The sequence below is a fragment of the Chishuiella sp. genome, from assembly GCF_032109125.1.
GTDB lineage: Bacteria > Bacteroidota > Bacteroidia > Flavobacteriales > Weeksellaceae > Empedobacter.
The window spans coordinates 244,978-270,114 of record NZ_DAMCLZ010000003.1; the positions used below are offsets into that span (position 1 = coordinate 244,978).

At 27.9% G+C, this 25,137-nt stretch carries 25 protein-coding genes; 19 read left to right on the forward strand and 6 right to left on the reverse strand.

The annotated features are described in order from the left end of the window. Positions 1-7 precede the first annotated feature (7 nt). Positions 8-931 carry a geranylgeranylglycerol-phosphate geranylgeranyltransferase gene (locus tag RT575_RS05705; RefSeq protein WP_313579465.1) on the reverse strand — a complete coding sequence of 308 codons (924 nt, stop codon included), beginning with the start codon at positions 929-931 and terminating at the stop codon, positions 8-10. Between the two features lie 20 nt (positions 932-951). Further along, positions 952-1,869: a mevalonate kinase gene (locus tag RT575_RS05710; protein WP_313579467.1), complete on the reverse strand. Its 918-nt coding sequence runs from the start codon at positions 1,867-1,869 to the stop codon at positions 952-954. Between the two features lie 252 nt (positions 1,870-2,121). Here RT575_RS05710 and RT575_RS05715 point away from each other — a divergent pair, with 252 nt between their 5' ends. From RT575_RS05715 to RT575_RS05745, 7 genes are all read left to right on the forward strand, one after another. Next, the gene (locus tag RT575_RS05715; RefSeq protein WP_313384946.1) at positions 2,122-2,781 is read left to right on the forward strand and encodes a CBS domain-containing protein; all 660 of its coding nucleotides are present in this window, start codon (positions 2,122-2,124) and stop codon (positions 2,779-2,781) included. Beyond that, complete coding sequence (locus RT575_RS05720; protein ID WP_313384948.1) at positions 2,781-3,665, forward strand: NAD kinase; 885 nt, start codon at positions 2,781-2,783, stop codon at positions 3,663-3,665. The genes RT575_RS05715 and RT575_RS05720 overlap by 1 nt, the downstream gene beginning before the upstream one ends. 118 nt (positions 3,666-3,783) lie before the next feature. Beyond that, positions 3,784-4,554, forward strand: a complete 771-nt coding sequence (locus RT575_RS05725) for a DUF6089 family protein (protein ID WP_313384949.1) — start codon at positions 3,784-3,786, stop codon at positions 4,552-4,554. Positions 4,555-4,561: 7 nt separating this feature from the next. Then, positions 4,562-5,311: an isoprenyl transferase gene (locus tag RT575_RS05730; protein WP_313579469.1), complete on the forward strand. Its 750-nt coding sequence runs from the start codon at positions 4,562-4,564 to the stop codon at positions 5,309-5,311. Between the two features lie 20 nt (positions 5,312-5,331). Beyond that, on the forward strand, positions 5,332-7,854 hold the full coding sequence (gene bamA / locus RT575_RS05735; protein ID WP_313579470.1) for an outer membrane protein assembly factor BamA: 2,523 nt from the start codon (positions 5,332-5,334) through the stop codon (positions 7,852-7,854). 55 nt (positions 7,855-7,909) lie between these two features. Next, positions 7,910-8,479 carry an OmpH family outer membrane protein gene (locus tag RT575_RS05740; RefSeq protein WP_313384952.1) on the forward strand — a complete coding sequence of 190 codons (570 nt, stop codon included), beginning with the start codon at positions 7,910-7,912 and terminating at the stop codon, positions 8,477-8,479. A gap of 29 nt (positions 8,480-8,508) precedes the next feature. Continuing rightward, a complete protein-coding gene (locus tag RT575_RS05745) occupies positions 8,509-9,024 on the forward strand; it encodes an OmpH family outer membrane protein (RefSeq protein ID WP_313384953.1) in 516 nt (171 codons plus the stop codon). Between the two features lie 164 nt (positions 9,025-9,188). On the opposite strand, the gene pgi is transcribed toward RT575_RS05745, so the two are convergent. Then, positions 9,189-10,841: a glucose-6-phosphate isomerase gene (gene pgi / locus RT575_RS05750; RefSeq protein ID WP_313579473.1), complete on the reverse strand. Its 1,653-nt coding sequence runs from the start codon at positions 10,839-10,841 to the stop codon at positions 9,189-9,191. A gap of 158 nt (positions 10,842-10,999) precedes the next feature. Between pgi and RT575_RS05755 the strand changes: the two genes are divergently transcribed. The 4 genes from RT575_RS05755 to RT575_RS05770 are packed head-to-tail and all read left to right on the forward strand — an operon-like array spanning position 11,000 to position 15,022. Then, complete coding sequence (locus RT575_RS05755; protein ID WP_313579475.1) at positions 11,000-11,755, forward strand: lysophospholipid acyltransferase family protein; 756 nt, start codon at positions 11,000-11,002, stop codon at positions 11,753-11,755. Further along, the gene (locus RT575_RS05760) at positions 11,743-13,599 is read left to right on the forward strand and encodes a M1 family metallopeptidase (RefSeq protein ID WP_313579476.1); all 1,857 of its coding nucleotides are present in this window, start codon (positions 11,743-11,745) and stop codon (positions 13,597-13,599) included. Before RT575_RS05755 ends, RT575_RS05760 begins: the two co-directional genes overlap by 13 nt. A gap of 6 nt (positions 13,600-13,605) precedes the next feature. Then, positions 13,606-14,079 (forward strand): ribonuclease HI, encoded by a 474-nt coding sequence (gene rnhA, locus RT575_RS05765; RefSeq protein WP_313384960.1) that lies wholly within the window; start codon positions 13,606-13,608, stop codon positions 14,077-14,079. Positions 14,080-14,116: 37 nt separating this feature from the next. After that, positions 14,117-15,022, forward strand: a complete 906-nt coding sequence (locus RT575_RS05770) for a hypothetical protein (RefSeq protein WP_313579478.1) — start codon at positions 14,117-14,119, stop codon at positions 15,020-15,022. Positions 15,023-15,226: 204 nt separating this feature from the next. On the opposite strand, the gene RT575_RS05775 is transcribed toward RT575_RS05770, so the two are convergent. The 3 genes from RT575_RS05775 to RT575_RS05785 form a co-directional block, all read right to left on the reverse strand. Further along, positions 15,227-15,889, reverse strand: coding sequence for a hypothetical protein (locus RT575_RS05775; RefSeq protein ID WP_313579480.1), 663 nt, complete (start codon positions 15,887-15,889; stop codon positions 15,227-15,229). A gap of 61 nt (positions 15,890-15,950) precedes the next feature. Next, positions 15,951-16,364 carry a hypothetical protein gene (locus tag RT575_RS05780; RefSeq protein WP_313579482.1) on the reverse strand — a complete coding sequence of 138 codons (414 nt, stop codon included), beginning with the start codon at positions 16,362-16,364 and terminating at the stop codon, positions 15,951-15,953. A 5-nt stretch (positions 16,365-16,369) separates the two neighbouring features. Continuing rightward, complete coding sequence (locus RT575_RS05785) at positions 16,370-17,368, reverse strand: NAD(P)H-dependent glycerol-3-phosphate dehydrogenase (RefSeq protein WP_313579484.1); 999 nt, start codon at positions 17,366-17,368, stop codon at positions 16,370-16,372. A 100-nt stretch (positions 17,369-17,468) separates the two neighbouring features. Here RT575_RS05785 and RT575_RS05790 point away from each other — a divergent pair, with 100 nt between their 5' ends. The 8 genes from RT575_RS05790 (at position 17,469) to RT575_RS05825 (ending at position 25,091) form a co-directional block, all read left to right on the forward strand. Continuing rightward, entirely contained in the window at positions 17,469-18,887 is a 1,419-nt protein-coding gene (locus RT575_RS05790) for a lipopolysaccharide biosynthesis protein (RefSeq protein WP_313579486.1), read from the forward strand. Positions 18,888-18,891: 4 nt separating this feature from the next. Beyond that, complete coding sequence (dut, locus tag RT575_RS05795; protein ID WP_313384970.1) at positions 18,892-19,326, forward strand: dUTP diphosphatase; 435 nt, start codon at positions 18,892-18,894, stop codon at positions 19,324-19,326. A 25-nt stretch (positions 19,327-19,351) separates the two neighbouring features. Next, positions 19,352-20,374: a sugar phosphate nucleotidyltransferase gene (locus tag RT575_RS05800; RefSeq protein WP_313384972.1), complete on the forward strand. Its 1,023-nt coding sequence runs from the start codon at positions 19,352-19,354 to the stop codon at positions 20,372-20,374. Between the two features lie 5 nt (positions 20,375-20,379). Then, positions 20,380-21,180, forward strand: a complete 801-nt coding sequence (locus tag RT575_RS05805; RefSeq protein WP_313579488.1) for a DUF4292 domain-containing protein — start codon at positions 20,380-20,382, stop codon at positions 21,178-21,180. Further along, positions 21,180-22,847, forward strand: a complete 1,668-nt coding sequence (locus tag RT575_RS05810) for a murein hydrolase activator EnvC family protein (RefSeq protein ID WP_313579490.1) — start codon at positions 21,180-21,182, stop codon at positions 22,845-22,847. Before RT575_RS05805 ends, RT575_RS05810 begins: the two co-directional genes overlap by 1 nt. A gap of 37 nt (positions 22,848-22,884) precedes the next feature. Then, complete coding sequence (gene tatA / locus RT575_RS05815) at positions 22,885-23,061, forward strand: twin-arginine translocase TatA/TatE family subunit (protein WP_313374918.1); 177 nt, start codon at positions 22,885-22,887, stop codon at positions 23,059-23,061. A 90-nt stretch (positions 23,062-23,151) separates the two neighbouring features. Then, positions 23,152-23,763, forward strand: a complete 612-nt coding sequence (locus RT575_RS05820; protein ID WP_313579492.1) for a DUF4254 domain-containing protein — start codon at positions 23,152-23,154, stop codon at positions 23,761-23,763. A gap of 215 nt (positions 23,764-23,978) precedes the next feature. After that, positions 23,979-25,091 carry a TlpA disulfide reductase family protein gene (locus RT575_RS05825; RefSeq protein ID WP_313579494.1) on the forward strand — a complete coding sequence of 371 codons (1,113 nt, stop codon included), beginning with the start codon at positions 23,979-23,981 and terminating at the stop codon, positions 25,089-25,091. Positions 25,092-25,137 lie beyond the last annotated feature (46 nt).

A 25,137-nucleotide genomic window follows, 5' to 3' on the forward strand; every position in this document is an offset into this window, starting at 1 on the left:
AATTTGATTAATTTATGCGCTGATTAAAATTTTGCGCAATAGTTTGCAAAGTTAAGGGATTTATTTCGATTAATACGATACTAAATACACCAAGAACAATCATTCCTTTAAAAAGATAATGTAAAAGCTTATAATCTTGAGCTGTTTTATATTTCCAAATGCTTAATAAAACAATTAAAAAGATGCTATCTGCAAGCATGAAAAAATATTTCATTGAACCAACATCATTTTTTAATATAATTAATAAGCCAATAATTAATTCTATAATAATAAAACCAGAAATAAGAATTTTAGTGAAATTTACTCCGTATTTTATTGGTATAGAATTGTAATTATAAATTACATCGGCTTTCTGAGATCCTAAATCTTTAACAATGTCAGTTACCAATAATAATATCGTCAAGAAAGTTGCGTGTAAAGCTAAGTTAAAAGAAAAATCATCAAAATAAACTAATAGAGCAAAAAAAGGTAGAACACGAATAATTACTAAATAAAAATTTTTGATAATAGCAAATTTGTTTATTTTATGACTATAAAACCAAACAAGAAATTGATAGATAAAAAAGAATATAAAAACCTTGAAAGATATTAGACTTCCTATGATTAAAGCAATAGAGTTTAAACAGATGTATACAGTAAGTTTAAATCCTTGAGAAACTTGTTTTTGTAAATAAACTTGTAGAGGTCTTTTTATTTCGTCTTTTTCTAAATCATAAAAATTATTGATGATGTAGCCAGCAGCGACACAAAGGATAGAACAAAATATAATTCCATCTAATTTTAGGTTTTTTAGTAATTCCCGATGTCCTGTATTTGGTGCAAAAATAAATAGAACAGCAAGGTACTGAGCAAGTATGAGAATAATTAAATTATATCCACGAATAACAGAAAATAAAGCAAAAATTTTTAGAATTATTTTCTTAAAGTTCATAGAATTAATTTTTTTATGATTTAAAATTTATAAATTATTTCGGTTTGAAAATCTTTTAAATGATTTTTTGCTTTTTCGTAATCTTGAGTGAAACCAAGAACATATCCACCTCCACCAGAACCACACAATTTAAGATAATAAGTATCTGTATCTATTCCTGTTTTCCATGCATTGATTAATTTTTGAGGAATCATTGGTTGAAAATGTTCAAATGCCCAAGAGGATAATTTTTGTAAGTTAAAAAACAAAGGATTATAATCTCCTTTTACAAAACTTTCTATACAAGCATTATTATACTTTATAAATTCTTCTTTAAGTGTTTTTCTAAAACCTTCTTTTTTCATTTTTTCAAAGAAAATATGAACCATAGGAGCAGTTTCTCCTGGAGTTCCAGAATTAATTAAAAAAACAGCTCCTTTTCCAGAATCATTAGCTGTAGGTAAACCAATTGTAGAGATATCATCTTTAGACTGAATAAGGATAGGGATGTTCATATAACAAATTAAAGGATCAATTCCAGAACTAGTTCCATGAAAAAAAGATTCTAATTGCCCAAAAAGTTTTTTTAAACTATTAATTTTATCTTTATCTAAATCTTTTGTAATATCTATTTTGTTGTATGCATATTTATCATATATCGCTGCAACTAAAGCGCCAGAACTACCAACACCATAACCTTGAGGAATATTAGAATCAAAATACATTCCTTTAGCAACATCTTCAGAGAAAGCTTTTGTATCGAATGATTCAGCAAATTTTTCTTCTAAAAATTTAGCATAATTATTAAGGTGAGCATTAGATTGCTCAGAAATATCAGATGCTTCAAATTTTAAAGCTCCTTGATAAAAATTATAAGGAACAATAAGTCCTTTTGAATTTTCAATAATTCCATATTCACCAAATAAAATTATTTTGGCGTAAAACAATGGGTTTTTCATTATTTATCCTCTAATTGGTTATGCAAAAATACGAAAGAATAGTTGTATATTCAATATAAATCTATAGAATGAATAAGAAAATAATAAATATTTAATTTTAAGCTTACATTATTTTGACAATATGATATTTTGAAATACATTTATTGTAAATCATTATAAATGAATAGAGTTGTATTGTTGTTAAATATTAAAATTTCTTTAAAAGAATTCTTAATAGTAATAAATACAATTTTAAAATTATAAATTTGCGGTATGTATATAACTGAATATTTATCAAATGATATTAAGCCAGGAAAAATCAATTATTCACCTAATCAACTTTTAGAAGTAATAGAAGAGAATAAATTGAATCATATCCCTTTATTTAATGGTTTACATTTCGTTGGGAATATATCAGAAGAAGATTTAATAGAATTATCTTTGGAAGATAAAGCTGAAGTAGATTATTCATCTTATGTAGAAAACTTTTTTCTTTCAGAGTCTAGTACACTTCTTGAGGCTATTCAAATGATGTATACAAATCAAACAAATATTCTTCCTATAATAAATGAACAATCAAAATATCTAGGAATAATCACTGAGAGTGACATTATAAAGATATTTGCTAATTTTCCTTTTGTTTCATCTCAAGGTATATCAATGCTAGTTTCTATAACAGAAAAAGATTTATCTATGACATCTATTTCAAATATAATAGAGAGTAACAATGGTAAAATATTAGGAATGATGATTGTAGGAAATAAAGAGGATAGTGTTTATGTTCTATTGAAATTTAGTTCGTCAAATCTATTAACAATTGGTGAAACATTTGAACGATACGGATACCAAGTAATTCAGAAGTTTTATAATGATGAAAAGCAAGAGTTGCTTCATAGTCGTTATGAACAATTGCTAAAATATATGAATACCTAATGACAAAAATTGCACTTTTCGGTCAAAAAACAAGTACATCTTTAACGGATATTATTCCCATACTTTTAAATTATTTAGCAGAAAATAATATATCTTATTGTGTTGAAGAAAAATTTTTAGAAATTTTAAAAGATTCTACGGAGTTAAATTTATCTTCAGTAGAAACTTTCTCTTCTTATGAAGACTTAGATAAGTCAATAAAGTTTTTATTTAGTTTTGGTGGAGATGGAACAATATTGTCTGCAACAACATTTGTGAAAGATTCAAATATACCTATTATCGGAGTAAATACTGGGCGATTGGGATTTTTGGCAACTATCAATAAAAATGTTTTAATGGAGCAAATGGATAGTTTCTTTAATGATGAATATAATATTATTCCTAGAACACTATTAACAGTTAAAAGAAGTGATGGAGTTGAAATAGAAAATAATTTTGCAATAAACGAAGTGACTGTTGTTCGTAGAGAAACAACGAGTATGATAACAGTTGACGCTTACTTGAATAAAGAATTTTTAAATTCATTTTGGTCAGATGGTCTAATTATTTCTACTCCAACAGGATCTACTGGTTATTCATTAAGCTGTGGAGGACCCATAGTACATCCGTCCAATCAGAATTTTATAATAACACCAGTTGCTCCACATAATCTGAATGTGCGTCCTCTAATTGTATCAGAAAATGAAAAAATTAATTTAAAAATACGAAGTAGAGCAGAAGAATATTTCTTATCACTAGATTCTCGTAATTTTCCTTTATCTACAGATGTTGAATTAACAATTGAAAAAGCAGATTTTAAAATTTTAATTGTTGAAGCTGTTGATGCTACTTATTTTACGACTTTAAGAGAAAAAATGCTTTGGGGTTCGGATAAAAGAAATTAATTTTTACAATAAAACTTCTTAATTTTTGTTAAATCAGTTATGTTGAATAGACTTTTGTTTATATTTGTTCGAATTTTATGAATAAAAATAGCAAAAATCAAAAAAAATAACAGAACACATGAGGAAAATATTTTTGTTTGTTTTTACAATGTTTATGTCACAATTAATCTTTGCACAACGACATGAAATTGGAATTTTTGCTGGAGGAGCTAATGTTATAGGAGATGTTGGAAAAGGAAATTATTTTAATCCATTTCCGGTAAGAACAGGAAAAACAGATTTTTTTCTACCTATTTCAATAGGAGGTTTATATCGTTTTAATATTAATCCTCAAATGGGATTCAGAGCAAATTTATCTTACTCTAGGGTAGGTGCAGATGATGGACATTCAAATGAGCTATATAAACAAGATAGAAAAAAAAGTTTTCGTAATAATATTGTAGAAGGTTCTGTTGTTTTTGAGTATAATTTTTTTAATATAAATGATGATGTACAAAATGCTAATTCACCATATATATTTTTTGGCTTAGGAGCATTTTCTGCAAAAGAAAAAAATTATGACTACGATGCAGCAACAAATGTTATTACTGAGAAAGGTAAATACAAAACAAATTTGTCAATTCCTTTTGGTATAGGATATAAGATAAAATTCAATTATAATTGGATATTAGGTTTTGAAACAGGATTTCGTTACACGAATGTTGATTATATAGATTATAATGTAGGTAAGTTCTCAGATAATTTTATTAAAGGCATCAATGATGGAAATTTATCTAAGGACGAATATAATAAAAGAGTTTGGGGTAACACATCCAACAAGGATTGGTATGTATTATCTGGAATAACGTTAACGTATAGCTTCGGACGTCCTGCTTGTTATTGCGATTAAAAATAGAATGAATAATAGTTTGCTAGAACAAATAAACAAAGAAAAATTACCAAATCATGTTGCCATCATTATGGATGGTAATGGTAGATGGGCTAAGAAAAATGGAAAAGAAAGAACTTTTGGACACAAAAGTGCTTTAGGATCTGTACGCTCATCAATAGAATCTTGCCGTAAATTAGGGATAAAATATCTTACTCTTTATGCGTTTTCATCAGAAAATTGGAACAGACCAAGATTAGAAGTAAATGTATTAATGACTTTGTTAAGTTCAGCTATAAAAGATGAGATAAATGATTTACATGAAAATGAAATTCGTTTAAATGTTATAGGAGATTTTTCTAAATTACCAAGTAAAGCCCAAAAAGATTTAACAAAAGCAATGGAATTAACAAAACATAATGAAGGTTGTGTTTTAACTTTAGCACTTAGTTATGGCTCTAAAGAAGAGTTATTATATGCTATAAAAACTATTGCTAAGCAATATAAAAACGGTGAAATATCCGATGATGATTTTAATGAAGAATTAGTTCATAAAAATTTATATACACATGATTTACCAATGGTAGATCTTATGATTAGAACAAGTGGTGAAACACGTATTAGTAATTTTTTGCTGTGGCAAATTGCGTATGCTGAATTATATTTTACAGATGTATTATGGCCTGATTTTAATGAAGAAGAGTTCTACAAATCGATTTTAAATTATCAAAATCGTGAACGTAGATTTGGTAAAATAAGTGAACAATTAACGAGCTAATCGAACTGAAATAGAGGATTATGAAGAAAATTTTTTGGACAATGTGCATGCTTGGTACTTATATGGCAAATGCCCAAGTAAACGATTCTATAGCACCCATTGATTCAACTCAACAGAATAAATTTACCTTAGATTACGGTAATGCAAAAACATATAAATTAAAAGACATTGTTGTAACAGGAGATACAAAATATTCTAAAAATCAAATTATTCGTTATGCAGGTTTTGCAATTGGAGAAGATATAGAATTACCAGGAACAAAGGTAAATAATGCTGTAAAAAAGTTATGGAGATCTAATATTTTTTCAGATATAGATTTATATGTATATAAAATAGAAGGTAACGAAGTAACTTTAGAACTTTCTTTAGTTTCAGTCCCTAGTTTGGGTGAAATAAAAATGAATGGTGTAAAAAAATCTCAACGAGAAGATATAATTAAACAAAATAAATTAAATCCAGGAGTTAAGATTACACAGAGTTTAATAAACACTACAAATAATAAAATAAAAGATTATTATACTGGTAAAGGATTTCCTAATACAACAATTAATGTTGTAAGAGAAAAAGTCGCTGGTAAAGATGATGAAGAAAATATTATATTAAATGTAGATAAGGGAGAGCGTGTAAAAATTCAAAATATAGTTTTTGAAGGGAATAAAAATATGCCTTCTTCTCGTTTACGTAAAAAAGGATTGAAAAATACTAAGCGTACTTCAATTAATATATTCAAATCATCTAAAATGATTCCTGAAAAATTTCAGGATGATTTAAAAAATTTAGTTGAAGAATATAAATCAGTTGGTTTTAGAGATGCTAAAGTTGATTCTTATGAAATCAAAAAAATAAACGATAAAAGATTATTAGTAAAAATTAAAGTAGACGAAGGAAGACCTTATTATTTAGGTAATGTAACTTTTTCGGGAAACTCTGTTTATACTTCTGATCAATTACAACGTTTCTTCGCATATAAAACAGGTGATGCTTATGATGCAGTAGGGATAAATAAAAAAATATCTGGATCTGATAAAGATGATGATATTTCTACTCAATACATGGATAGAGGGTATTTATTCGCTAGAGCAATTCCTGTTGAAAAGAGCGTAAAGAATGATACAATTGATTTAGAAATAAAGATTTTTGAAGGAACTCAAGCTTCATTAAATAAAGTTACTATTAATGGTAATACTGAGGCTCATGATCATATTTTATACCGTGAGTTAAGAACAAAACCAGGTGATTTATTCTCTAAATCAGACATCAAACGTACAATGATGGAATTAGCCTCATTAGGATACCTAGAGCCTACACAAATTGTACCTGATGTTCAGCCAAATCAAGAGAATAATACGGTTGATATCGAATGGAAAGTAGCTCCAAAATCATCATCACAAGTAGAATTACAAGGTGGATATGGAGCAGGAACATTCATAGGTACTTTAGGACTTACATTTGGTAACTTTTCTATAAAAAATATTTTTAATAGAAAAGCTTGGAAACCAGTGCCTATGGGAGATGGACAACAATTATCTTTAAGAGCTCAGGCAGGTAATGGATATAAAAACTATAGCTTATCTTTTGTTGAACCATGGATTGGAGGTCGTAAGCCAACTGCTTTATCTACTTCTATATATAATTCACAGTATAGCTATAATGATAGCTATGGAGAAAAAGCTAAATTGAATATTTTAGGTGCTTCTGTTGGATTAACAAAATTATTAACATGGCCAGATGATTATTTTAGATTATCTAATACAATTTCATATCAATTGTATAATTTCGATAATTATAGTATGTCTGTTGGTAATTTACAATATGAAAATGGTCAATCAAATAACTTAAACTATACATTAGGATTAACAAGAAATTCTGCAGGTCCAGATCCAATATTTCCACAATCAGGATCTGAAATTAACTTGTCATTTACAACAACATTTCCATATTCAGCAGTGAATAAAAAGGATTATACAGGTTTATCAGATGTAGAAAAATTTAAATGGTTAGAATATTATAAATTCAAAGCTAAAGCATATTTTTACAAAGAATTAGCCGGGAAGTTAGTTTTAAGAGCAGGAGGTGAATTTGGGGTTTTAGGAACATATAATAGAAAAATAGGTACTATTCCTTTTGAACGTTTTTATCTTGGAGGTACAGGATTAAATCAAAACCGTTTTGATGGACGAGAAATTATTGCATTAAGAGGTTATCAAGATGCTACAAATTCTGGAGGACAAACAGGCGATTTAACACCAGAAGGAGGAGGAACTATATATAATAAATATTCTTTAGAATTACGTTATCCAATAACAATGAGTCAGACAGCTAAAATTTATGCACTTACTTTTGCTGAAGGAGGAAATATATGGAATAATACAAGTGAATTTAAGCCTTTTGAGTTGAAACGTTCTGCTGGTGCAGGTGTACGTATATATATGCCAGCATTTGGATTGTTAGGATTTGATTTTGGTTATGGATTTGATAAAGGTATTGGAGAGACTCAAAAATCAGGATGGCAAACTCACTTTATCATTGGACAACAATTTTAGTTAAATAGTTTTCAGATAGTTTTGGCATAATTTTAGAACCTAAATTTATAAAAATATGAAAAAATGGTCTAGCTTTATAATCTTATTTCTTGGATTTGCTAGTTTTACATTTGCACAAAGATTTTGTTATGTAGATTCTCAATACATATTAGAGAATTTGCCAGAATATACATCTTCGCAGAGTAAATTAAAATCTCAGACAGAAAGTTGGCAAAAAGAAATTGGGCAAAGACAAGAAAATTTTGCTAAATTACAAGCCGAATTCGAAGCAGAGAAAATTCTTTTAACTCCAGAGCAGTTGAAGGAGCAGGAAAAGAAGATATTTGATGAAGCTAAGTCTATAAAATCTTTACAAGATAAAAGATATGGACCTAATGGAGATTTAATAAATTTAAGGAGATCTGTTGTAAAGCCTTTACAGGATCAAATTTATAACGCAACAAAAGCAGTAGCTGACAAAAGAGGTTATAGTTTTGTATTTGATAAAGGAAGTGATTTGATAATGATTTATACTGATCCAAAATTTGATATAAGTAGAGAAGTATTACAAGAACTTAGACCAGATTTGAAAAAAAGTGAGTCGAAATCAAATAATAAAAAAAGCACAAATAATAAAAGAAGATAATAAATATTAAAATTCAAATTAGACTAGAAATGAAACAAATTAGATTGATAACAGTATTGGCAATGATGATTTTCGGAAGCGTTTTAACTTATGCTCAAGAAATTGCTTACATCGATACTCAAGCAGTAATAGAATCAATGCCTGCATATAAAAAAGCTGAAGGTGAATTAGAAATTTTAGGAAAAAAACACCAAGATGCTATTGCTAAATTACAAGCAGATTACAAAACATTTATGGAAACTGCTCAAAAAGATTTAGCTGGTAAATCTCAAGAAGAGCAACAAAAATTAATTGCTGCTAATAAATATCAAGAAAAAGAGCAACAAATGCAACAAAAGTATGAAACTTACGCTAAAGCTGCTCAAGAAGAAGTACAAGCTAAAGAAAAAGCATTAATGGATCCTATCGAGAAAAGAGTATCTGATGCAATTAGTTCTGCTGCTGCTAAAAAAGGTGTAAAATATGTTTTACCTGCTGGTGTATTAGTTTACAAAGCTGGAGGGTATGACTTATTAAACGATGTTAAAAAAGAATTAGGATTATAATTTATAAATTATATCATTTAATTAGATAAAATAAAAAAGCCGAAGATTAATCTTCGGCTTTTTTTATTTTATCATTTTCACTAATAATTTAATTCCTCTTTAGGAGAATAAGAGATAAAAAAAATCCGAATAAGGTTTTACTTTTTCGGATTCTATGAATATAATTATTTTCTCCAGTATTTATAAGTATTGATTAAACCATTAGTAGAAGAATCATGACTTGTAATAGTTTCATCATTTTCTAATTCTGGTAAAATTACATTAGCTAATTGTTTACCTAATTCAACTCCCCATTGATCAAAAGAGAATATATTCCAGATAACTCCTTGTACAAAAATTTTGTGTTCGTACATTGCAATTAAGTTACCAAGTACTTTAGGAGTTAATACATCATACAAAATTGAATTTGTAGGTCTATTCCCTTCAAAAATTTTGAAAGCAGTTAAATAATCAATTTCCTCTTGAGATTTTCCAGATTTTTTTAGTTCATCAACAACAGTTGCTTCATCTTTTCCAAAAGCTAAAGCTTCTGTTTGGGCAAAAAAGTTAGACAATAATTTTGCATGATGATCTCCTAATTTATTTAATGAATTAGCTCCAGCAATAAAATCAGCAGGAATTAATTTTGTTCCTTGATGGATTAATTGATAAAAAGCATGTTGTCCATTTGTACCTGGTTCTCCCCAAATAATAGGTCCAGTTTCGTAATTAACTTTTTCTCTGTTTCTGCCAACGTATTTACCATTACTTTCCATATCTCCTTGTTGAAAATATGCAGCAAAGCGAGATAAATATTGTTCGTATGGTAATAATGCATAAGAATCAGCTCCAAAGAAATTATTGTACCAAATTCCTAATAAAGCCAAAATAACAGGAATATTTTGATCTAATGTTTCTGTTTTGAAATGGACATCCATTTCATGAGCTCCTTCTAGTAATTCTTCAAATTTATCAAAACCAACAGCCAAACAAATACTTAAACCAATAGCACTCCATAATGAATATCGGCCACCAACCCAATCCCAAAATTGAAACATGTTAGCAGTATCAATTCCAAATTTTGAAACACCATCAGCATTTGTAGATAAAGCCACAAAGTGTTTAGCAACATCCTCTTCTTTAGCATCAGAATTTAAAAACCATTCTTTTGCAGAAAAAGCATTGGTCATTGTTTCTTGTGTAGTAAATGTTTTAGAAGCTACAATAAATAATGTAGTTTCAGGATTAATAGTTTTGAAAGTTTCTGCTAAATGAGTTCCATCAATATTTGATACAAAATGAACATTTAAACGAGTTTTATAATGTTTTAAAGCTTCAGTAACCATCACTGGACCAAGATCAGATCCCCCAATTCCGATGTTAACAACATCAGTAATTTCTTTTCCAGAAAAACCTTTCCATTCTCCAGAAATTACTTTTTCTGAGAAAGTCTTCATCTGTTCTAATACTTCATTTATCTGTGGCATTACATCTTTGCCATCAACCAAAACTTCTTCATTAGAACGATTTCTAAGGGCAGTATGTAAAACAGCTCTTTGCTCAGTTTGATTTATTTTTTCTCCATTAAACATTTGTTGAATTGCACCATCAACATCCATTTCTTTTGCTAAATCAACTAATAATTGAATTGTTTCAGCATTTATTCTATTTTTAGAATAATCTACTAACAAAGAAGGATATTGAATAGAAAAGCCTTCAAAACGTTTCGTGTTTTGTTCAAATAATTCTTTTATTGTTAATTTTTCTATAATAGAAAAATGCGTTTCTAATTTATTCCAAGCTTTTGTTTTTGTTGGATTTATTGTGTTTAAAGCCATTTTTTTGTAATTTTTCCTTAACAAATTTAAGCATTTCAATCTTATTCTATAATTAAATTATCTAATCAAATAGTTTATATTATTTAGGGATATTAATAATTATAGTTTATAAAATAGTTAAGTGTTTTATCTTTGATGAATTGATTAGTGAAAATTTCATGAAATACATCAAAGGTTTTTTTGTTCTATTATGGAGAATTTGGATGATTATTTTATCATTAACCTATGTTTTAGTAATAGGAGTTTTTATTGTATTACCATTATCTTATTTTGATAAAACCTTCCCATATATATATCCATTAGTCCGATTTTGGGGAAAATTCTTATTATATGGTACAGGATTTACAGTTGATTATAAAGAGTATGTCGCTTTAAATCCTAATAGAAACTATGTATTTATTGCTAATCATAGTTCTGTGATGGATATTATGTTAATGTTCACGATTCTAAAAGATCATCCGATAGCTTTTGTAGGTAAAGCAGAATTGCTTAAAATACCTATCTTTGGAAAAATTTTCGAACGATTTTGTATTCCCGTAGATCGTACAAGTGCGCGTAGTAAAGCGAATGTATATCCAGAATCAATTAAGAAATTAAAAGAAAATAGAAGTATTTTTATCTTTCCTGAAGGAGGTGTAACCAATCAAAAAGAATTTGAAATTTACTTAGATCCATTCAAAAACGGAGCTTTTAATATTGCAATAGAAACGAAAACACCTTTGGCTGTAATTGCTATAGATGGTTTAAATAAGATGTTTCCGTTTAATTGGTTTAGAGGTTATCCTGGAAAAATAAAAGTACGTTTATTAACTATTTTCGAAACCGATAATTTAGAAATTAATAAAGACAGAGAAGCTTTAAAAGAGGCAGCTTTCAACACAATTTTAAAAGATTTACAGCAATGCAAAAATTAGTTTATATCGCATTAGGAACTGCATTAATTGCCGCTAGTTGCAATAAACAAACTACATCTACAATAAAAGGTTTACAAGAAGCAAAAGATAATCAAACATTTGCTGATTTAGATAAAGCACGTATTAAGCATTTGAGTTTAGATATAGAAACTGATTTTAAAACTCATCAAATAAAAGGATCAGCATCTTACCAATTCAAAAATAATAATTCAAAAAAAATTATTCTTGATACAGAAGAATTAACAATTGATTCTGTTTTATTAGCCAACAATAAAAAAACAACGTTTAAGTTAGGTAACAGAGATGCTGTAAAAGGACGTGCATTAGAAATTGATATAACTCCAAAAGATACAGTTGTTACAGTTTATTATAAAACAACATCAGATGCAAATGCATTACAATGGTTAAGCCCAGAGCAAACTCATGATAAAAAACAACCTTTTTTATTATCACAAGGGCAAGCAATTCTTACTCGTTCTTGGATTCCAATTCAGGATACACCAAGTGTTCGTATTACTTATGATGCAAAAATAAAAACACCGAAAGATCTTATGGCATTAATGAGTGCCATTAATCCAAAAGAAAAATCAAAAGATGGTATTTATACATTTAAAATGCCACAGCCAATAGCACCTTATTTAGTTGCTTTAGCTGTAGGAGATGTAAATTACCAAGCTATAGACAATAGAACAGGAATTTATGCTGAACCAAATTTGCTTAAAGATGCAGTTTGGGAATTTGCAGATATGGGAAAAATGGTTACAACAGCAGAAAAATTATACGGAAAATATCCTTGGGAACAGTTTGATGTTTTAGTTCTTCCTCCTTCTTTCCCATTTGGAGGGATGGAAAATCCACGTCTTACATTTGCAACTCCAACAGCTATTGTTGGAGATAGATCAATGACTAATTTAGTTGCTCACGAATTAGCACATTCTTGGTCTGGAAATCTAGTTACAAATTCTACATGGGATGATTTTTGGATAAATGAAGGATTCACCGTTTATTTTGAGCGCCGTATTATGGAAGAGTTAGAAGGTAAAGATTATGCTGATATGATTTCTGTAATTGGTTTCCAGGATCTTGAAACATCAATGCGAAATATTCCAAAAGAATATACATCTCTAAAAGTTAACATGAAAGGTAAAAATCCTGATGATGCTTTTTCTGATGTACCTTATGATAAAGGATATTTATTCCTGAAGATGTTAGAGGATAAATATGGAAGAGAAAAATTTGATATATTCTTGAATAATTATTTTTCTTCACATGCTTTCCAAACAATGACAACAGAAAAATTTATAGATTATTTAAAACAAAACTTAACAAATAATGATGATAGTTTTGTGCAAGAATGGATTTATACTACTGGTTGGCCAAAAGGAGTACAAAAACCTACTTCAAAATTATTTGATTTAGCAGAAAATCAATTACAACAAGATATTAAGAATAGCAGAAATAAAGTCAGTCCTGAGAAAATAGCTATTTCTACAAAATCTACGAATGAATGGTTGCATTATATTCGTCAAATTGATGTAGATAAAAATACAAAAGAAGATTTAGCTTATTTAGATGAAATTTATGATTTTACAGATTCTAAAAATCCTGAAATAGAATGTGCTTGGTTCGAGAAAGCATTTCTATTACATTATGATAAGGTCAATAAAAATGCAAAAGAATTTTTGGTAAATGTTGGTCGTCGTAAATTTTTAGAACCATTGTATTTGGCTCTAAAAGAATCTAAACAATTTGATTTAGCTAATGATATTTACAAATCAGCTCGTCCAAATTATCATTTTGTTGCTAAGCAAACAATTGATGGAATGTTGAATTATAAACCTTAAAAACTTATGGCAATTGTAGCTTATACAGATGGTTCTTCATTAGGAAACCCTGGACCAGGAGGTTTTGGTTGTATTTTATTAGAAACTGAGAAAAAAATAAAAAAAGAAATCTCTCAAGGCTTTCGTTTAACAACTAATAATCGAATGGAATTGTTAGCTGTTATTACAGCTTTAGAAACCTTAAAATTTACAAATACAGAGATCACAATTGTAACAGATTCTAAATATGTTGTGGATTCTGTAGAAAAACGTTGGGTTTTTGGTTGGCAAAAAAAAGGATTTAAAGGAAAAAAGAATCCAGATTTATGGCAACGATTTTTAGAAGTATATAAAATACATAATGTCAAATTTCAGTGGATAAAAGGACATGCAGGTCATCATTGGAATGAAAGAGCAGATGAACTAGCCGTAGCAGCTGCAAATAAACCAGAAAATTTTAAGATAGATTCTTACTTCGAAATACATCAACAAGAAGAATAATTATATACTTTTGTTTAGTATTGTGAGAAGAGGAAAAATGACATCTTATTGGAAATGTTTTTTACTAATTTTATTGGTTAATTATAGTTGTATTACGAAGAATAAAGATCAAAATATTCTTTATTTTAGTGGAAGAATAGCAAATGCAGAAACAGATAGTATTTATTTATTATTGAATAATAGAGAAAAAGCATTTGCATTAGATTTTGATGGAAATTTTTCTGATACAGTTAGATTAGTAGACGAGGGATATAAAATACTTTCTATAGATAGAGATGAGTATACAGTTTATCTTGTACCAGAAGATAGTTTAGTTCTAAATGTTGACTTAAATAAAATAGATACTAATTTTTCTTTTACAGGTAAAGGAAATAAAAGGAATAACTATTTGATTAAAAAAGATTTTGAGACCGATAATTTTTTAGCAGATAATACAGAGTTATTTCAATTGAATCCTCAAGATTTTAGAACGAAAATAACCGTTTTTCATAAAAAAATAATTCAAGAATTAGAAAAGTCTGATGTGAACCCAATCTTTATTGGTAAAGAGAGAAAGAATTTAAATTATGATTATATTAATTTGTTATATAGTTATAAAGATTCATATTCTTATTTTCACCCAGAATCAACTCAATTACCAATTAATTTTTTAACTGAATTAGATAAAATTGATTTAGATAATGATGAAGATTTTAGAACTTTTCAAAGTTATAGAAGTTTGGTGTTAAATAATTTACAAGAAAAATTATATGAAGGGTTTTCTGCAGAAGCACTCTTAGATAATATTAAAAGTTCAAGTATAAAAAATGGATTTTTAAATTCATTGATTTATGAACTAGATGCAAAAGATCCCAACAGTAAAGCAATTTACGAAGCAATCCTAAAACATTGTACTTATCAACCATGGTTAGATGAAGCCAAGAAAAGAATGCAACTAAAATAACTTTTTTATTGGGCAATCCCTTCGGGCCGTGCTTTTCGTTGCAATCTTTTAGATTGGTCTTGCATTTAAACTAGGTGATTGAGCGAAGTCGAAATACAAGACCAATCAAAAAAAGGATTTCCACTTCAATCACTATTGCAAAAACAAAAAATTGCTTCAAAAAATATTTTTTGAAGCAATTTTTTGTTTGAATTTTATATAAAATTATTGTTTTAATCTTTCAGCACGTAATTGTCTTAATTCTCCTTTAGATTTTTTACGATCTTCAACCATTTTTCTAAGCGTAGGATTTGACTTAGCATTCTTAGCATTATAATTCTGAATATAATCAAAAACACCTTCATAATTTCCAGTTAGTCGATATCCATCTTGATCAATCATTTCAAAATTTGTATACAATATATCATTTTGATAATTATTTAAAAGAATAGAACCCGAAGAAAAATAATCATTATAAACTTCTAAAGTAGATTGCCCTTCTACAGGAATTCCATTTTGTAATAATGGATCAACGTGAAATTCAATTAAATCCAATGATCTTGTATATTGATTAGCAGAACTTGTTGTGTATTGACCACTAAAACTTAAACTATTAGATTGATAAATTTCTAAATACATATAAGCTCCAGAATTTTTTCCATTGTAATTTACTGGATTTGTAGATAATTCTACGATATAAGAAATTCCATTATCATATGGTTTGTAATCTTCAACAGTGATATAATAAATAGGAAGACTATATCCTCTATAATTTATAATTCCACTATTAGGGACATTTTGATTATTTCCTCCATCATCATTATTAGAACAAGAAGTTAAGGCAAATGTTGATATAATTAATAATGTTAAATAAATAAGTTTTTTCATATCATGTGGTTATAAAGGATTATTTGATAAAGATAAATCAAAAAAAATAAATTGATATTTTTTAAATATTATTCATTTTTTCTTCAATAACTTTTCTTTCGTTAGCAATTAAAGTATCTTCTTCTGTAGGGAATTGGAAAATACCTGTATTTATACTTTCAATTCTTTTTAAAACAGAATAAGAAGCCTTCGCTTTTTCTTTATTCCCTTGATTAAGATAAACACGAATCGCTTTCATAAAAGTTAATAAGTTTTTCTTTTTTAATTCATCAGATAATAAAAACTGATCTCTTTCTTGATTTTCTTCAAGTAAAATATTTAAATGATTATCATCTATTTTGTAATAAGATTGTAACATTTGATTGAAAATAATTAAAAATCCATCATCAGCATTTCCTAATTCTAGAGATAATATTTTAGCTAATGTTTTAGCTAATTCTTGTATATATTTTGATATAAAATCTTGCTTAATCATTTTTTTTAATCTAATTTCTTTGACAATTTTTGAATTGTTTTTGCAGCATTCTTTTCTTCATAAAGAATTTTATGAACTGCATTTATAATTGGAGCATCAATAGAATATTTTTCATTTAAAATCGAAATACCTTTTGTAGCATAATAACCTTCAGCAACCATGTTCATCTCAAGAATTGCAGATTTTACAGTATATCCTTTACCAATCATATTACCAAACATTCTATTTCTAGAGAAAAAAGAATATCCAGTAACTAATAAATCTCCTAAATAAGCAGAATCATTAATTTGTCGATTCATTGGACTTACTGTTTTTAAGATATGATTCATTTCACGAATAGCATTACTCATTAATACAGCCTGGAAATTATCTCCGTATCCTAAACCATGTGCAATTCCTGCTGCAATAGCATAAATATTTTTCAGAACAGCACCAAATTCAGTTCCGTAGATATCTTTCGATAATTTTGTCTTAATAAAGTCACAAGAAAGAAAATCGGCAACAATTTGTGCATTATTTTCATTTTCAGCAGCAATTGTTAGGTAAGATAAACGCTCTAAAGCAACTTCTTCTGCATGGCAAGGTCCACTTACAACTCCCAATTGATTTTCTTTTAGTCCAAATTCATCAAAAAGATATTGTCCAACTAGTTTATAATGGTCTGGAATTATTCCTTTAATTGATGTAACAACAAATTTATCTTCTAAAGAAACAGTTAGTTTACTTAAACAATTTGCAACATAAATTGAAGGCACTACAAGGAAAATAATATCAGAATTCGTAACAACTTCATTAATATCTGTAGAAATATTTAATTTTTCTGTTTTAAATTCAACATCCGTTAAGTAATTAGGATTATGTTTATGACGCTCTAAATAACCTTTTGCATATTCATCTTTTACCCACCAGTTGAATGTTTCTAGGTTTTCACTCAGCATTTTCGCAATTGCAGTTGCCCAACTACCATTACCAATTAATCCAACTCTTTTATTAGATAAATCCATTAGTTTATAATTTAATGTTGAAACAAAGTTAATTAATTTGTAGCTTAGGTATTTTGTATTTAAAGAAAAGAAGTTCAATTTTGTAAAAAATTTAACGACATTGTATAAAAAGTTATTTAGCGAAACAATTATTTATGGGATAGGATCAATCTTACCTCGATTGATTATTCTATTATTGAATTATTTTATTATTAAACAATCTGCAAATACAGATTTTGCAATGTTTTCACAACTATATGCTGCTGCATCCTTTCTAAATGTTATTTTAACTTTTGGATTCGAGACAGCATTTTTTAGGTACGCGCCAGAAGAAGGTTTATATCAAAAAGTTCTTAATACTTCTTTTTGGTTTATGGTAATGACATCTTCTGTAATGTTAATTTTATTATATACTTTTTTACAACCACTTGCAGAATATTCGAACTATAGTAGTCATCCAGAATATTTGTTGTGGTTCGGCTGGATAGCTTTTTTCGATACAATTTGTATTATACCATATGCTGTTTTACGTTTCAAAGGACGACCAATTCTTTATTCAGCTATAAAAGTTTTCCAAAATGTTTTTCAAGCAGTTTTTACACTAGTTTTATTATATTATGTTTCTAGAGATTTTTTAGCAGATTTAGGTTTAGATAATACAATATCTTATCCTTTTGTAGCAAACTTAACAGCTAGTATTTTAGGAATGATATTATTATTTGGAGTAATTCGTCATGTACAGTTTAAGTTTGATAGAGCATTATTTAAAAAAATGTTTTTATATGGCTATCCAATTATGATTGCAGGTCTAGGATTTATTTTAAATGAAAATTTTGATAAGTTAGTTCAACGAAAATTAATTGATCCAGCAGATGCAGGATCATATTCGGCTTGTTATAAATTAGCTGCATTGATGACACTTTTTGTTACAGCTTATAGAATGGGAATAGAACCTTTCTTTTTTAAAGTAGCCAAAAAAGGTGATGCAAAGCAGACATATGCAAATATTTTATTCTTTTTTAGTATTATATGTAATATTGTTATTTTAGGTATTTTAGCAAATATTAATTGGGTTAAGAAAATATTTATTCCAGATTCATCATACTGGATTGCATTAGATATAGTTCCAATTATTTTAATAGCAAACCTATTTTTCGGGATATATTATAATCTTTCTACATGGTATAAAGTTACTGATAGAACAAATATTGGTACGATAATTTCATTAACAGGAGGAGCAATCACAATAATTTTAAATGTTTTGTTGTTACCTAAATATGGATTTATGGTTTCTGCATGGACAACTTTGTTGGCGTATGGTGTAATGATGGTGATTTCGTACATTTGGGGACAGAAAGTATATCCAATTCCATACAAAGTAAATAAAATAGTACTTTATATGCTTATTGCAATAGCTTTTGGGTGTTCTAATTATTATCTATTCAATTCTAATTTAATTATAGGAAATTGTTTATTAATAATTTATACTATTTTTATTGCATTTGTAGAACGTAATACATTAAAAAAATTAAGAAAATAAAATAATGAAAGTAAAAGTTATAAATACTTCGAAACACGCATTACCAGAATATAAAACATCATTATCAGCTGGAATGGATTTAACAGCTAATATTGATGCTCCAATTGAGTTGAAACCTTTAGAAAGAAAATTAATTCCAACAGGACTTAGTATTGAGTTACCAGCAGGATATGAAGCGCAAGTTCGTCCAAGAAGTGGAATGGCTCTTAAACATGGTTTAACTTGTCTTAATTCACCAGGAACAATTGATGCAGATTACAGAGGTGAAATAGGAGTTATTTTAGCAAATGTTTCTAATGAACCTTTTACAATTAATGATGGTGAACGTATTGCTCAATTAGTTATAGCAAAACATGAAACAATTGAATGGCAAGAAGCTGATAATTTAAATGAAACTGAACGAGGAGCAGGAGGTTTCGGGAGTACTGGAAAAAACTAAAATCCTTGATTTACAATATAAAAAAATGAAAATAATTATTCCAATGGCAGGACGTGGATCACGTTTACGCCCACATACGTTAACTACACCAAAACCATTAATTCCTATTGCTGGAAAACCTATAGTTCATCGTTTGGTAGAAGATATAGCAAAAGTAAGTTCAGAACCAATTGACGAAATAGCATTTGTAATTGGAGATTTTGGAGCTGAGGTAGAAGCTGATTTAATTGCCATTGCAGAAAAATTAGGAGCTAAAGGAACTATTTGTCATCAATTAGAACCTCTTGGTACTGCACATTCTATTTGGATGGCAAAAGAAGCTTTGGAAGGTCCAGTAGTTGTTGCTTATGCGGATACATTATTTCGTGCAGATTTTAAATTAGATATGGAATCTGATGGAGTTGTTTGGGTAAAACAAGTAGATAATCCTTCAGCTTTTGGAGTTGTTAAATTAGATGAGAATAATGTTATTTCTGATTTTGTTGAAAAACCAAAAGAATTTGTTTCTGATTTAGCTATTATTGGAATTTATTTTTTCCGTGATGGACAAAAATTATACAAAGAAATTGAATATTTATTAGAAAACGATATTCAAAAAGGTGGTGAATATCAATTAACGGATGCGTTAGAAAATATGCGTGCTGCTGGTGATAAATTTACTTTAGGTAAGGTTGATGAGTGGATGGATTGTGGAAACAAAGCTGTAACAGTTGATACAAATACAAGAGTTCTTAATCTTGATAAAGAGGAATTTCAAACAATACCTAATTCAGCAAAAGTTGATAATTCATTGATTATAGAACCATGTTTTATTGGTGAAAATGTCGTAATAAAAAATTCTAAAATTGGACCATTTGTTTCTTTAGGAAACGGAACAATTGTTGAAAACTCAAATATAAATAATAGTTTAATTCAAGAAAATTCAAAAATCTGTAATGCAAATTTAACAGATACAATGATTGGTAATCATGCTAAATATTACGGAGTATCACGTAGTATTAGTTTAGGAGACTATTCTGAATTGGACTTCAAGTCGCACGAAGCATAAAAATTATGATAAAGAAATTAACCTATATTTTTTGTATAGCCGTGTTAACAGTAGCTTGTAACACTCAAAAAGTAACAAAAGTTGATGATAAAGATGCCGAAATACTTTCTGCATCATCAAAAATAATTCAGCAGACCTTAAACAAAAAATCTTCTTTTAAAGACTTGATAATTAAATCTAAGTTGACAGCAAATATAGAAGATTTATCAAGTGATATTAATGCTACAATTGTTGTTAAAAATGGACAAAAAATATGGGTTAATGCAACAAAATTTGGAATTACAGGAGCAAGAGCTTTAATTACACCTAATGGATTTTCTGCGTTCGAAAAATTAGGTGGAACATATTATGAAGGTGATTTTTCTTTAGCAAATAAGTTATTAAAGGTAGATTTTATAGATTATCAAAAATTACAAAATTTATTATTAGGAAAAGTCTTTGTTGACCTTAATTCTAAAGATTTCACAGCAAGTTTTGCTAATAATCAGTATACAATTGTTAACAATAATAATCAAGTTATTCAAACAACTCCACAAGAAGGAGAATATATTCAGACATATATTTTTGATAATGGATTTCGATTAGTTGAAGCGCATTTAAAAGATCCTAAAAGAAAAATGGAGGTTGATATTAATTATAGTAATTGGGTAAAAGCAGGAGATGAAGAATTTCCAAAAAATGTTAAAATTATTATAAAAGATAAAAAAACGCGTCAAATCGACTTGGAATATAATAGTTTTACATTTCAAGAAATGAATACACCATACTCAATTCCAGCAGGGTATAAGAAAAAAGATATAAAATAATGAGGTTTGTTTTATCAACTGTACTTTTAACGTTGTCTATATCAATGTTTGCACAAGTTCCTTACAATAAAGCGAACTTACAAAAACAAAATGCACAACTTAAAAAAGAAATAATTACTTTAAACAAACAGCTAGAAGTAAATAAGAAAAATTCTAAGTTAAATGTAGAATATGTTCAGAACTTAACGAAAAAGATACAAGTTCAAACAAAATTAGTCAACAACTTAACGAAAGAAAAACGTTTTATTGAAGATGAAATTTATTTAACTCAGTTAGAGATAAATAAACTTTCAAGAGAATTAGTTGTTCTTAAAAAAGATTATCAACAAGTTTTAATAAGAGCATACAAAAATAAATCTGTAGAAAATAAACTTCTTTTTGTGCTATCTTCTAAAAGTTTAGGAGAAGCATATCGTCGTATAAAATATTTAGAAAAATACTCTGCTTTTCAATTAGGTCAAGCAAATGATATTATTGATAAGCAAACAGATATTAAAGCGAAAAGAGAACAAAAGGAAAGAGCTAAAGACGAAAAGGTAAAAGTCTTATCTCAGCAAACTCAATTCAGTCAAAACCTTCAAAAAGAAAAAGGCGTAAAAGAACAAGCTGTAGAAGAATTCCGTAAAAATGAAGGTGTTATTGTTGCTGAAATTAATAAAAAAGAAGCTCAGCAACGTCAAATAGATTCTCAAATTAAAGCAATAATTGAAGAAGAAATTCGTCAAGCTAAAATTAGAGCTGAAAAAGATCTTAAAGATTGGAATGAAGCTAAGAGAGGAAATACTATTGCTGCATATAATGATTATCTAAGAACAAATCCTAAGGGTGATTATGCTAAGTCTGCTAGATCAGCAATTGTAAGAATAGAAAATGATGCAAAAGCATGGAATGTTGCACGTTCTACTCATACAAAACAAGCTTATCAAACTTATTTAGCTAAAAATCCAAATGGTAGTTTTGTTACAACAGCAAAAACTGAGATAGCTAAGTTTGAGCAATTAGAACGCGAAGCAGAAGCAGAAAGACAACGAATTATTGCACAAAGAAAAGCAGAAGAAGATGCTAGACTTAAAGCAAAAAAAGAAGAAGATGCTAAAAAAATAGCAGCTGCTAAAGCAGAAGCGGAAAGAAGAGCTAAAATAGAAGCGGAACAGAAAGTTGTAACTAAAGTTCCTGAAAAGGAAAGAGTTGTGAAAGTTGATGCTGTAAAACCGTCTCAAACTTTTGCTGAACGTCCAGATTCTGAAGGGATTTCAGGAGAATTTTCAGCAAATCGAGGTCGATTACCTTGGCCTGTAGATCGTGGAACTGTAGTAAGTCAATTTGGATCAAATTCTCATCCAATTTTATCTAATATTACAACTGTAAACAGTGGTGTAGATATTTCTACTTATAAAGGAGCCCATGCTCGTGCTGTTTATGAAGGAACGGTTCAAGGTGTTATTGTAATTCAAGGAGGTAATAAGGCTGTATTAGTAAGACATGGTTCTTATTACTCAGTTTATACAAATCTATCAAATGTAGAAGTTTCTAAAGATGATGTTGTAAAAAGAGGGCAGTCTCTAGGAACTGTGTATACAAGTGCAGACGGAGAAACGATAATGAATTTCCAAGTTTGGAGCGGAACAACAAAACAAAATCCTGCACTTTGGGTTGCAGGAATGTAATAAATAATTTATATATTTGTATTAAAATCAATTCAGTATGGGATTAGGAGGTAAAGAGTGGATAGTAATATTATTATTTGTTTTACTATTATTTGGGGGTAAAAAGATTCCTGAATTAATGCGTGGATTAGGTTCTGGATTAAATGAATTTAAGAAAGCAACTCGCGAAGATAACAAACCAGAAGAGAATACTTCTGAGAAAAAGGATAATTAAAAAAAATATTTTTAATTAAATAAAAAAGCATTGTATTTAAATTTTTTGGTTTAATTACAATGCTTTTATTATATAAAATAAACATCAAAGATGAAATTTACAGACAAAGCTTGGTCAATTTTTAATCAAAGTATCAACGATTATCACAAATATGATGATGTGAATCGTCAAATAGAAAATCCATATAGTGAGGATGATTTAATTGCTCATTTATTATACAAAAAAAACTGGATTGATACAGTTCAGTGGCATTTAGAAGATATTATTCGTGATCCACAAATTGATCCTGTAGAAGCATTAAGTCTAAAACGTTGGATAGATAAATCAAACCAAGAACGTACAGATATGGTAGAATATGTGGACAGCTGGTTTTTACAACAATATTCTAATGTTCAAGTAAAAGACAATGCTACATATAATACAGAATCTCCTGCTTGGGCTGTAGACCGTTTCTCTATTTTATCATTAAAAGTGTTCCACATGAAACAAGAAGTAGAAAGAGAAGATGCTACTGCAGAACACCAAGCGGCATGTCAAGCAAAATTAGATATATTAAATCAACAACATCAAGATTTATCGATTGCAATAGAAGAATTGTTAGCTGATTTTGAAGCTGGTAATAAATACATGAAAGTGTATAAACAAATGAAAATGTATAACGATGAGGATTTAAATCCTGTATTGTATGCAAACAAAAAATAAATGCTATTTAAAATAGAATTATATAAAAAACTCATCTCACAAAGATGAGTTTTTTCATGTTATAAATGTTTTAATATTTTTATTCATTTATTATTACAGATAAATTTGCAATAGCGAAAAAGTGCGGTGCGAAGCAATTATCAAAATAAATATAATTTTTAAAAAAAATTAATGTAAACATTTCCTTATATAATATATTTACATTAAAAATATAAATGAAGATATATTTAACTTTATTATTTACAATCATAATTAGTTTCGCGAAAGCACAAAAAATAACATTAAATTTTAAGATAGATAGTATTGAGAATGGTTCTATGATTTATTTAAAACCATATTTGAATAAAGATTACTATTCTACAATAATAGTTGATTCTACTATTGTTAAGGACAATAAAATTACATTTCTGATTAATGAATTTTCGTTCACTTCTCCATTTGTATTAGAAACTGATATAATTAATGGATCATTTTATTCTTCAAGACCTTTTTATTTAAAAAATAAATCATTAGATATTAAATTAAGTAAGTTGTATGAAGAAATTGATAATGATATTAATGAAAGAAGTAAATACAAAAAATATTTTAAGAATATTAATAAAGAAATTGTTGATTATGAGAATTTCCTAGGTCAAAATTTCATAAAATATCAGTTTAATAATCCTAAAGAAGTCAACGATTCTATTGATAATTGGTTTCGAAGAAACTGGAAGAATGAAATAGATTTATTAGAACAATACATCAAAGAAAATCCAAATTCAGAAATATCACTTTGGAAAATTATCGAAAAATTTGAACGTTTTTATAAAGACTATCCTTACGAAAAATTATATTCAAATTTTGATATGGATATTAAACAATCTTATCCTTTTAAAGTATTAGAACAAAAAATAAAAGAAAATAAAAAATTTGGTTTAGGGAAGAAATTCCCAACAATCGATAATTTAATAGCATTAGATGGAAAAAAATATAGATCTGATTATGCCAAAAATAAGTATACATTAATAGATTTTTGGTTTAGTAGCTGTAAACCTTGCTTGATAACTTTTCCTAAATTAAAAGAAATTTATAGCCAATATCACGATAAAGGTTTTGAAATAGAAGCGATTTCGGTTGATAGAGATAAATATATCAAAAATTGGAAAAATACAATTATTAAATATAATTTATCTTGGATAAATGTATTAGATGATGAGAAGAAATTTTCTGAAACCAATGAAATAAATTCATTTCCTACGAATTTTCTAATCAACGAGAAAGGAGAAATTATTATGAAAAATATAGATTCAAAACAATTAGAAATATTTCTTAAAGAACAATTACAGTAATTATGAATCTCACAAAGATGAGTTTTTTCATGTTATAAAATAATGT

Excerpts from the sequence above, each read along its gene's own strand:
- bamA (WP_313579470.1), top strand. The coding sequence starts at position 5,332 with ATGAAGAAAATTTTTTGGACAATGTGCATGCTTGGTACTTATATGGCA.
- RT575_RS05710 (WP_313579467.1), bottom strand. The coding sequence starts at position 1,869 with ATGAAAAACCCATTGTTTTACGCCAAAATAATTTTATTTGGTGAATAT.
- RT575_RS05770 (WP_313579478.1), top strand. The coding sequence starts at position 14,117 with ATGACATCTTATTGGAAATGTTTTTTACTAATTTTATTGGTTAATTAT.
- dut (WP_313384970.1), top strand. The coding sequence starts at position 18,892 with ATGAAAGTAAAAGTTATAAATACTTCGAAACACGCATTACCAGAATAT.
- RT575_RS05705 (WP_313579465.1), bottom strand. The coding sequence starts at position 931 with ATGAACTTTAAGAAAATAATTCTAAAAATTTTTGCTTTATTTTCTGTT.
- RT575_RS05820 (WP_313579492.1), top strand. The coding sequence starts at position 23,152 with ATGAAATTTACAGACAAAGCTTGGTCAATTTTTAATCAAAGTATCAAC.
- RT575_RS05810 (WP_313579490.1), top strand. The coding sequence starts at position 21,180 with ATGAGGTTTGTTTTATCAACTGTACTTTTAACGTTGTCTATATCAATG.
- rnhA (WP_313384960.1), top strand. The coding sequence starts at position 13,606 with ATGGCAATTGTAGCTTATACAGATGGTTCTTCATTAGGAAACCCTGGA.
- RT575_RS05715 (WP_313384946.1), top strand. The coding sequence starts at position 2,122 with ATGTATATAACTGAATATTTATCAAATGATATTAAGCCAGGAAAAATC.
- RT575_RS05775 (WP_313579480.1), bottom strand. The coding sequence starts at position 15,889 with ATGAAAAAACTTATTTATTTAACATTATTAATTATATCAACATTTGCC.
- RT575_RS05740 (WP_313384952.1), top strand. The coding sequence starts at position 7,910 with ATGAAAAAATGGTCTAGCTTTATAATCTTATTTCTTGGATTTGCTAGT.
- RT575_RS05730 (WP_313579469.1), top strand. The coding sequence starts at position 4,562 with ATGAATAATAGTTTGCTAGAACAAATAAACAAAGAAAAATTACCAAAT.
- pgi (WP_313579473.1), bottom strand. The coding sequence starts at position 10,841 with ATGGCTTTAAACACAATAAATCCAACAAAAACAAAAGCTTGGAATAAA.
- RT575_RS05760 (WP_313579476.1), top strand. The coding sequence starts at position 11,743 with ATGCAAAAATTAGTTTATATCGCATTAGGAACTGCATTAATTGCCGCT.
- RT575_RS05785 (WP_313579484.1), bottom strand. The coding sequence starts at position 17,368 with ATGGATTTATCTAATAAAAGAGTTGGATTAATTGGTAATGGTAGTTGG.
- RT575_RS05780 (WP_313579482.1), bottom strand. The coding sequence starts at position 16,364 with ATGATTAAGCAAGATTTTATATCAAAATATATACAAGAATTAGCTAAA.
- RT575_RS05725 (WP_313384949.1), top strand. The coding sequence starts at position 3,784 with ATGAGGAAAATATTTTTGTTTGTTTTTACAATGTTTATGTCACAATTA.
- RT575_RS05755 (WP_313579475.1), top strand. The coding sequence starts at position 11,000 with ATGAAATACATCAAAGGTTTTTTTGTTCTATTATGGAGAATTTGGATG.
- RT575_RS05745 (WP_313384953.1), top strand. The coding sequence starts at position 8,509 with ATGAAACAAATTAGATTGATAACAGTATTGGCAATGATGATTTTCGGA.
- RT575_RS05805 (WP_313579488.1), top strand. The coding sequence starts at position 20,380 with ATGATAAAGAAATTAACCTATATTTTTTGTATAGCCGTGTTAACAGTA.
- RT575_RS05825 (WP_313579494.1), top strand. The coding sequence starts at position 23,979 with ATGAAGATATATTTAACTTTATTATTTACAATCATAATTAGTTTCGCG.
- RT575_RS05720 (WP_313384948.1), top strand. The coding sequence starts at position 2,781 with ATGACAAAAATTGCACTTTTCGGTCAAAAAACAAGTACATCTTTAACG.
- tatA (WP_313374918.1), top strand. The coding sequence starts at position 22,885 with ATGGGATTAGGAGGTAAAGAGTGGATAGTAATATTATTATTTGTTTTA.
- RT575_RS05800 (WP_313384972.1), top strand. The coding sequence starts at position 19,352 with ATGAAAATAATTATTCCAATGGCAGGACGTGGATCACGTTTACGCCCA.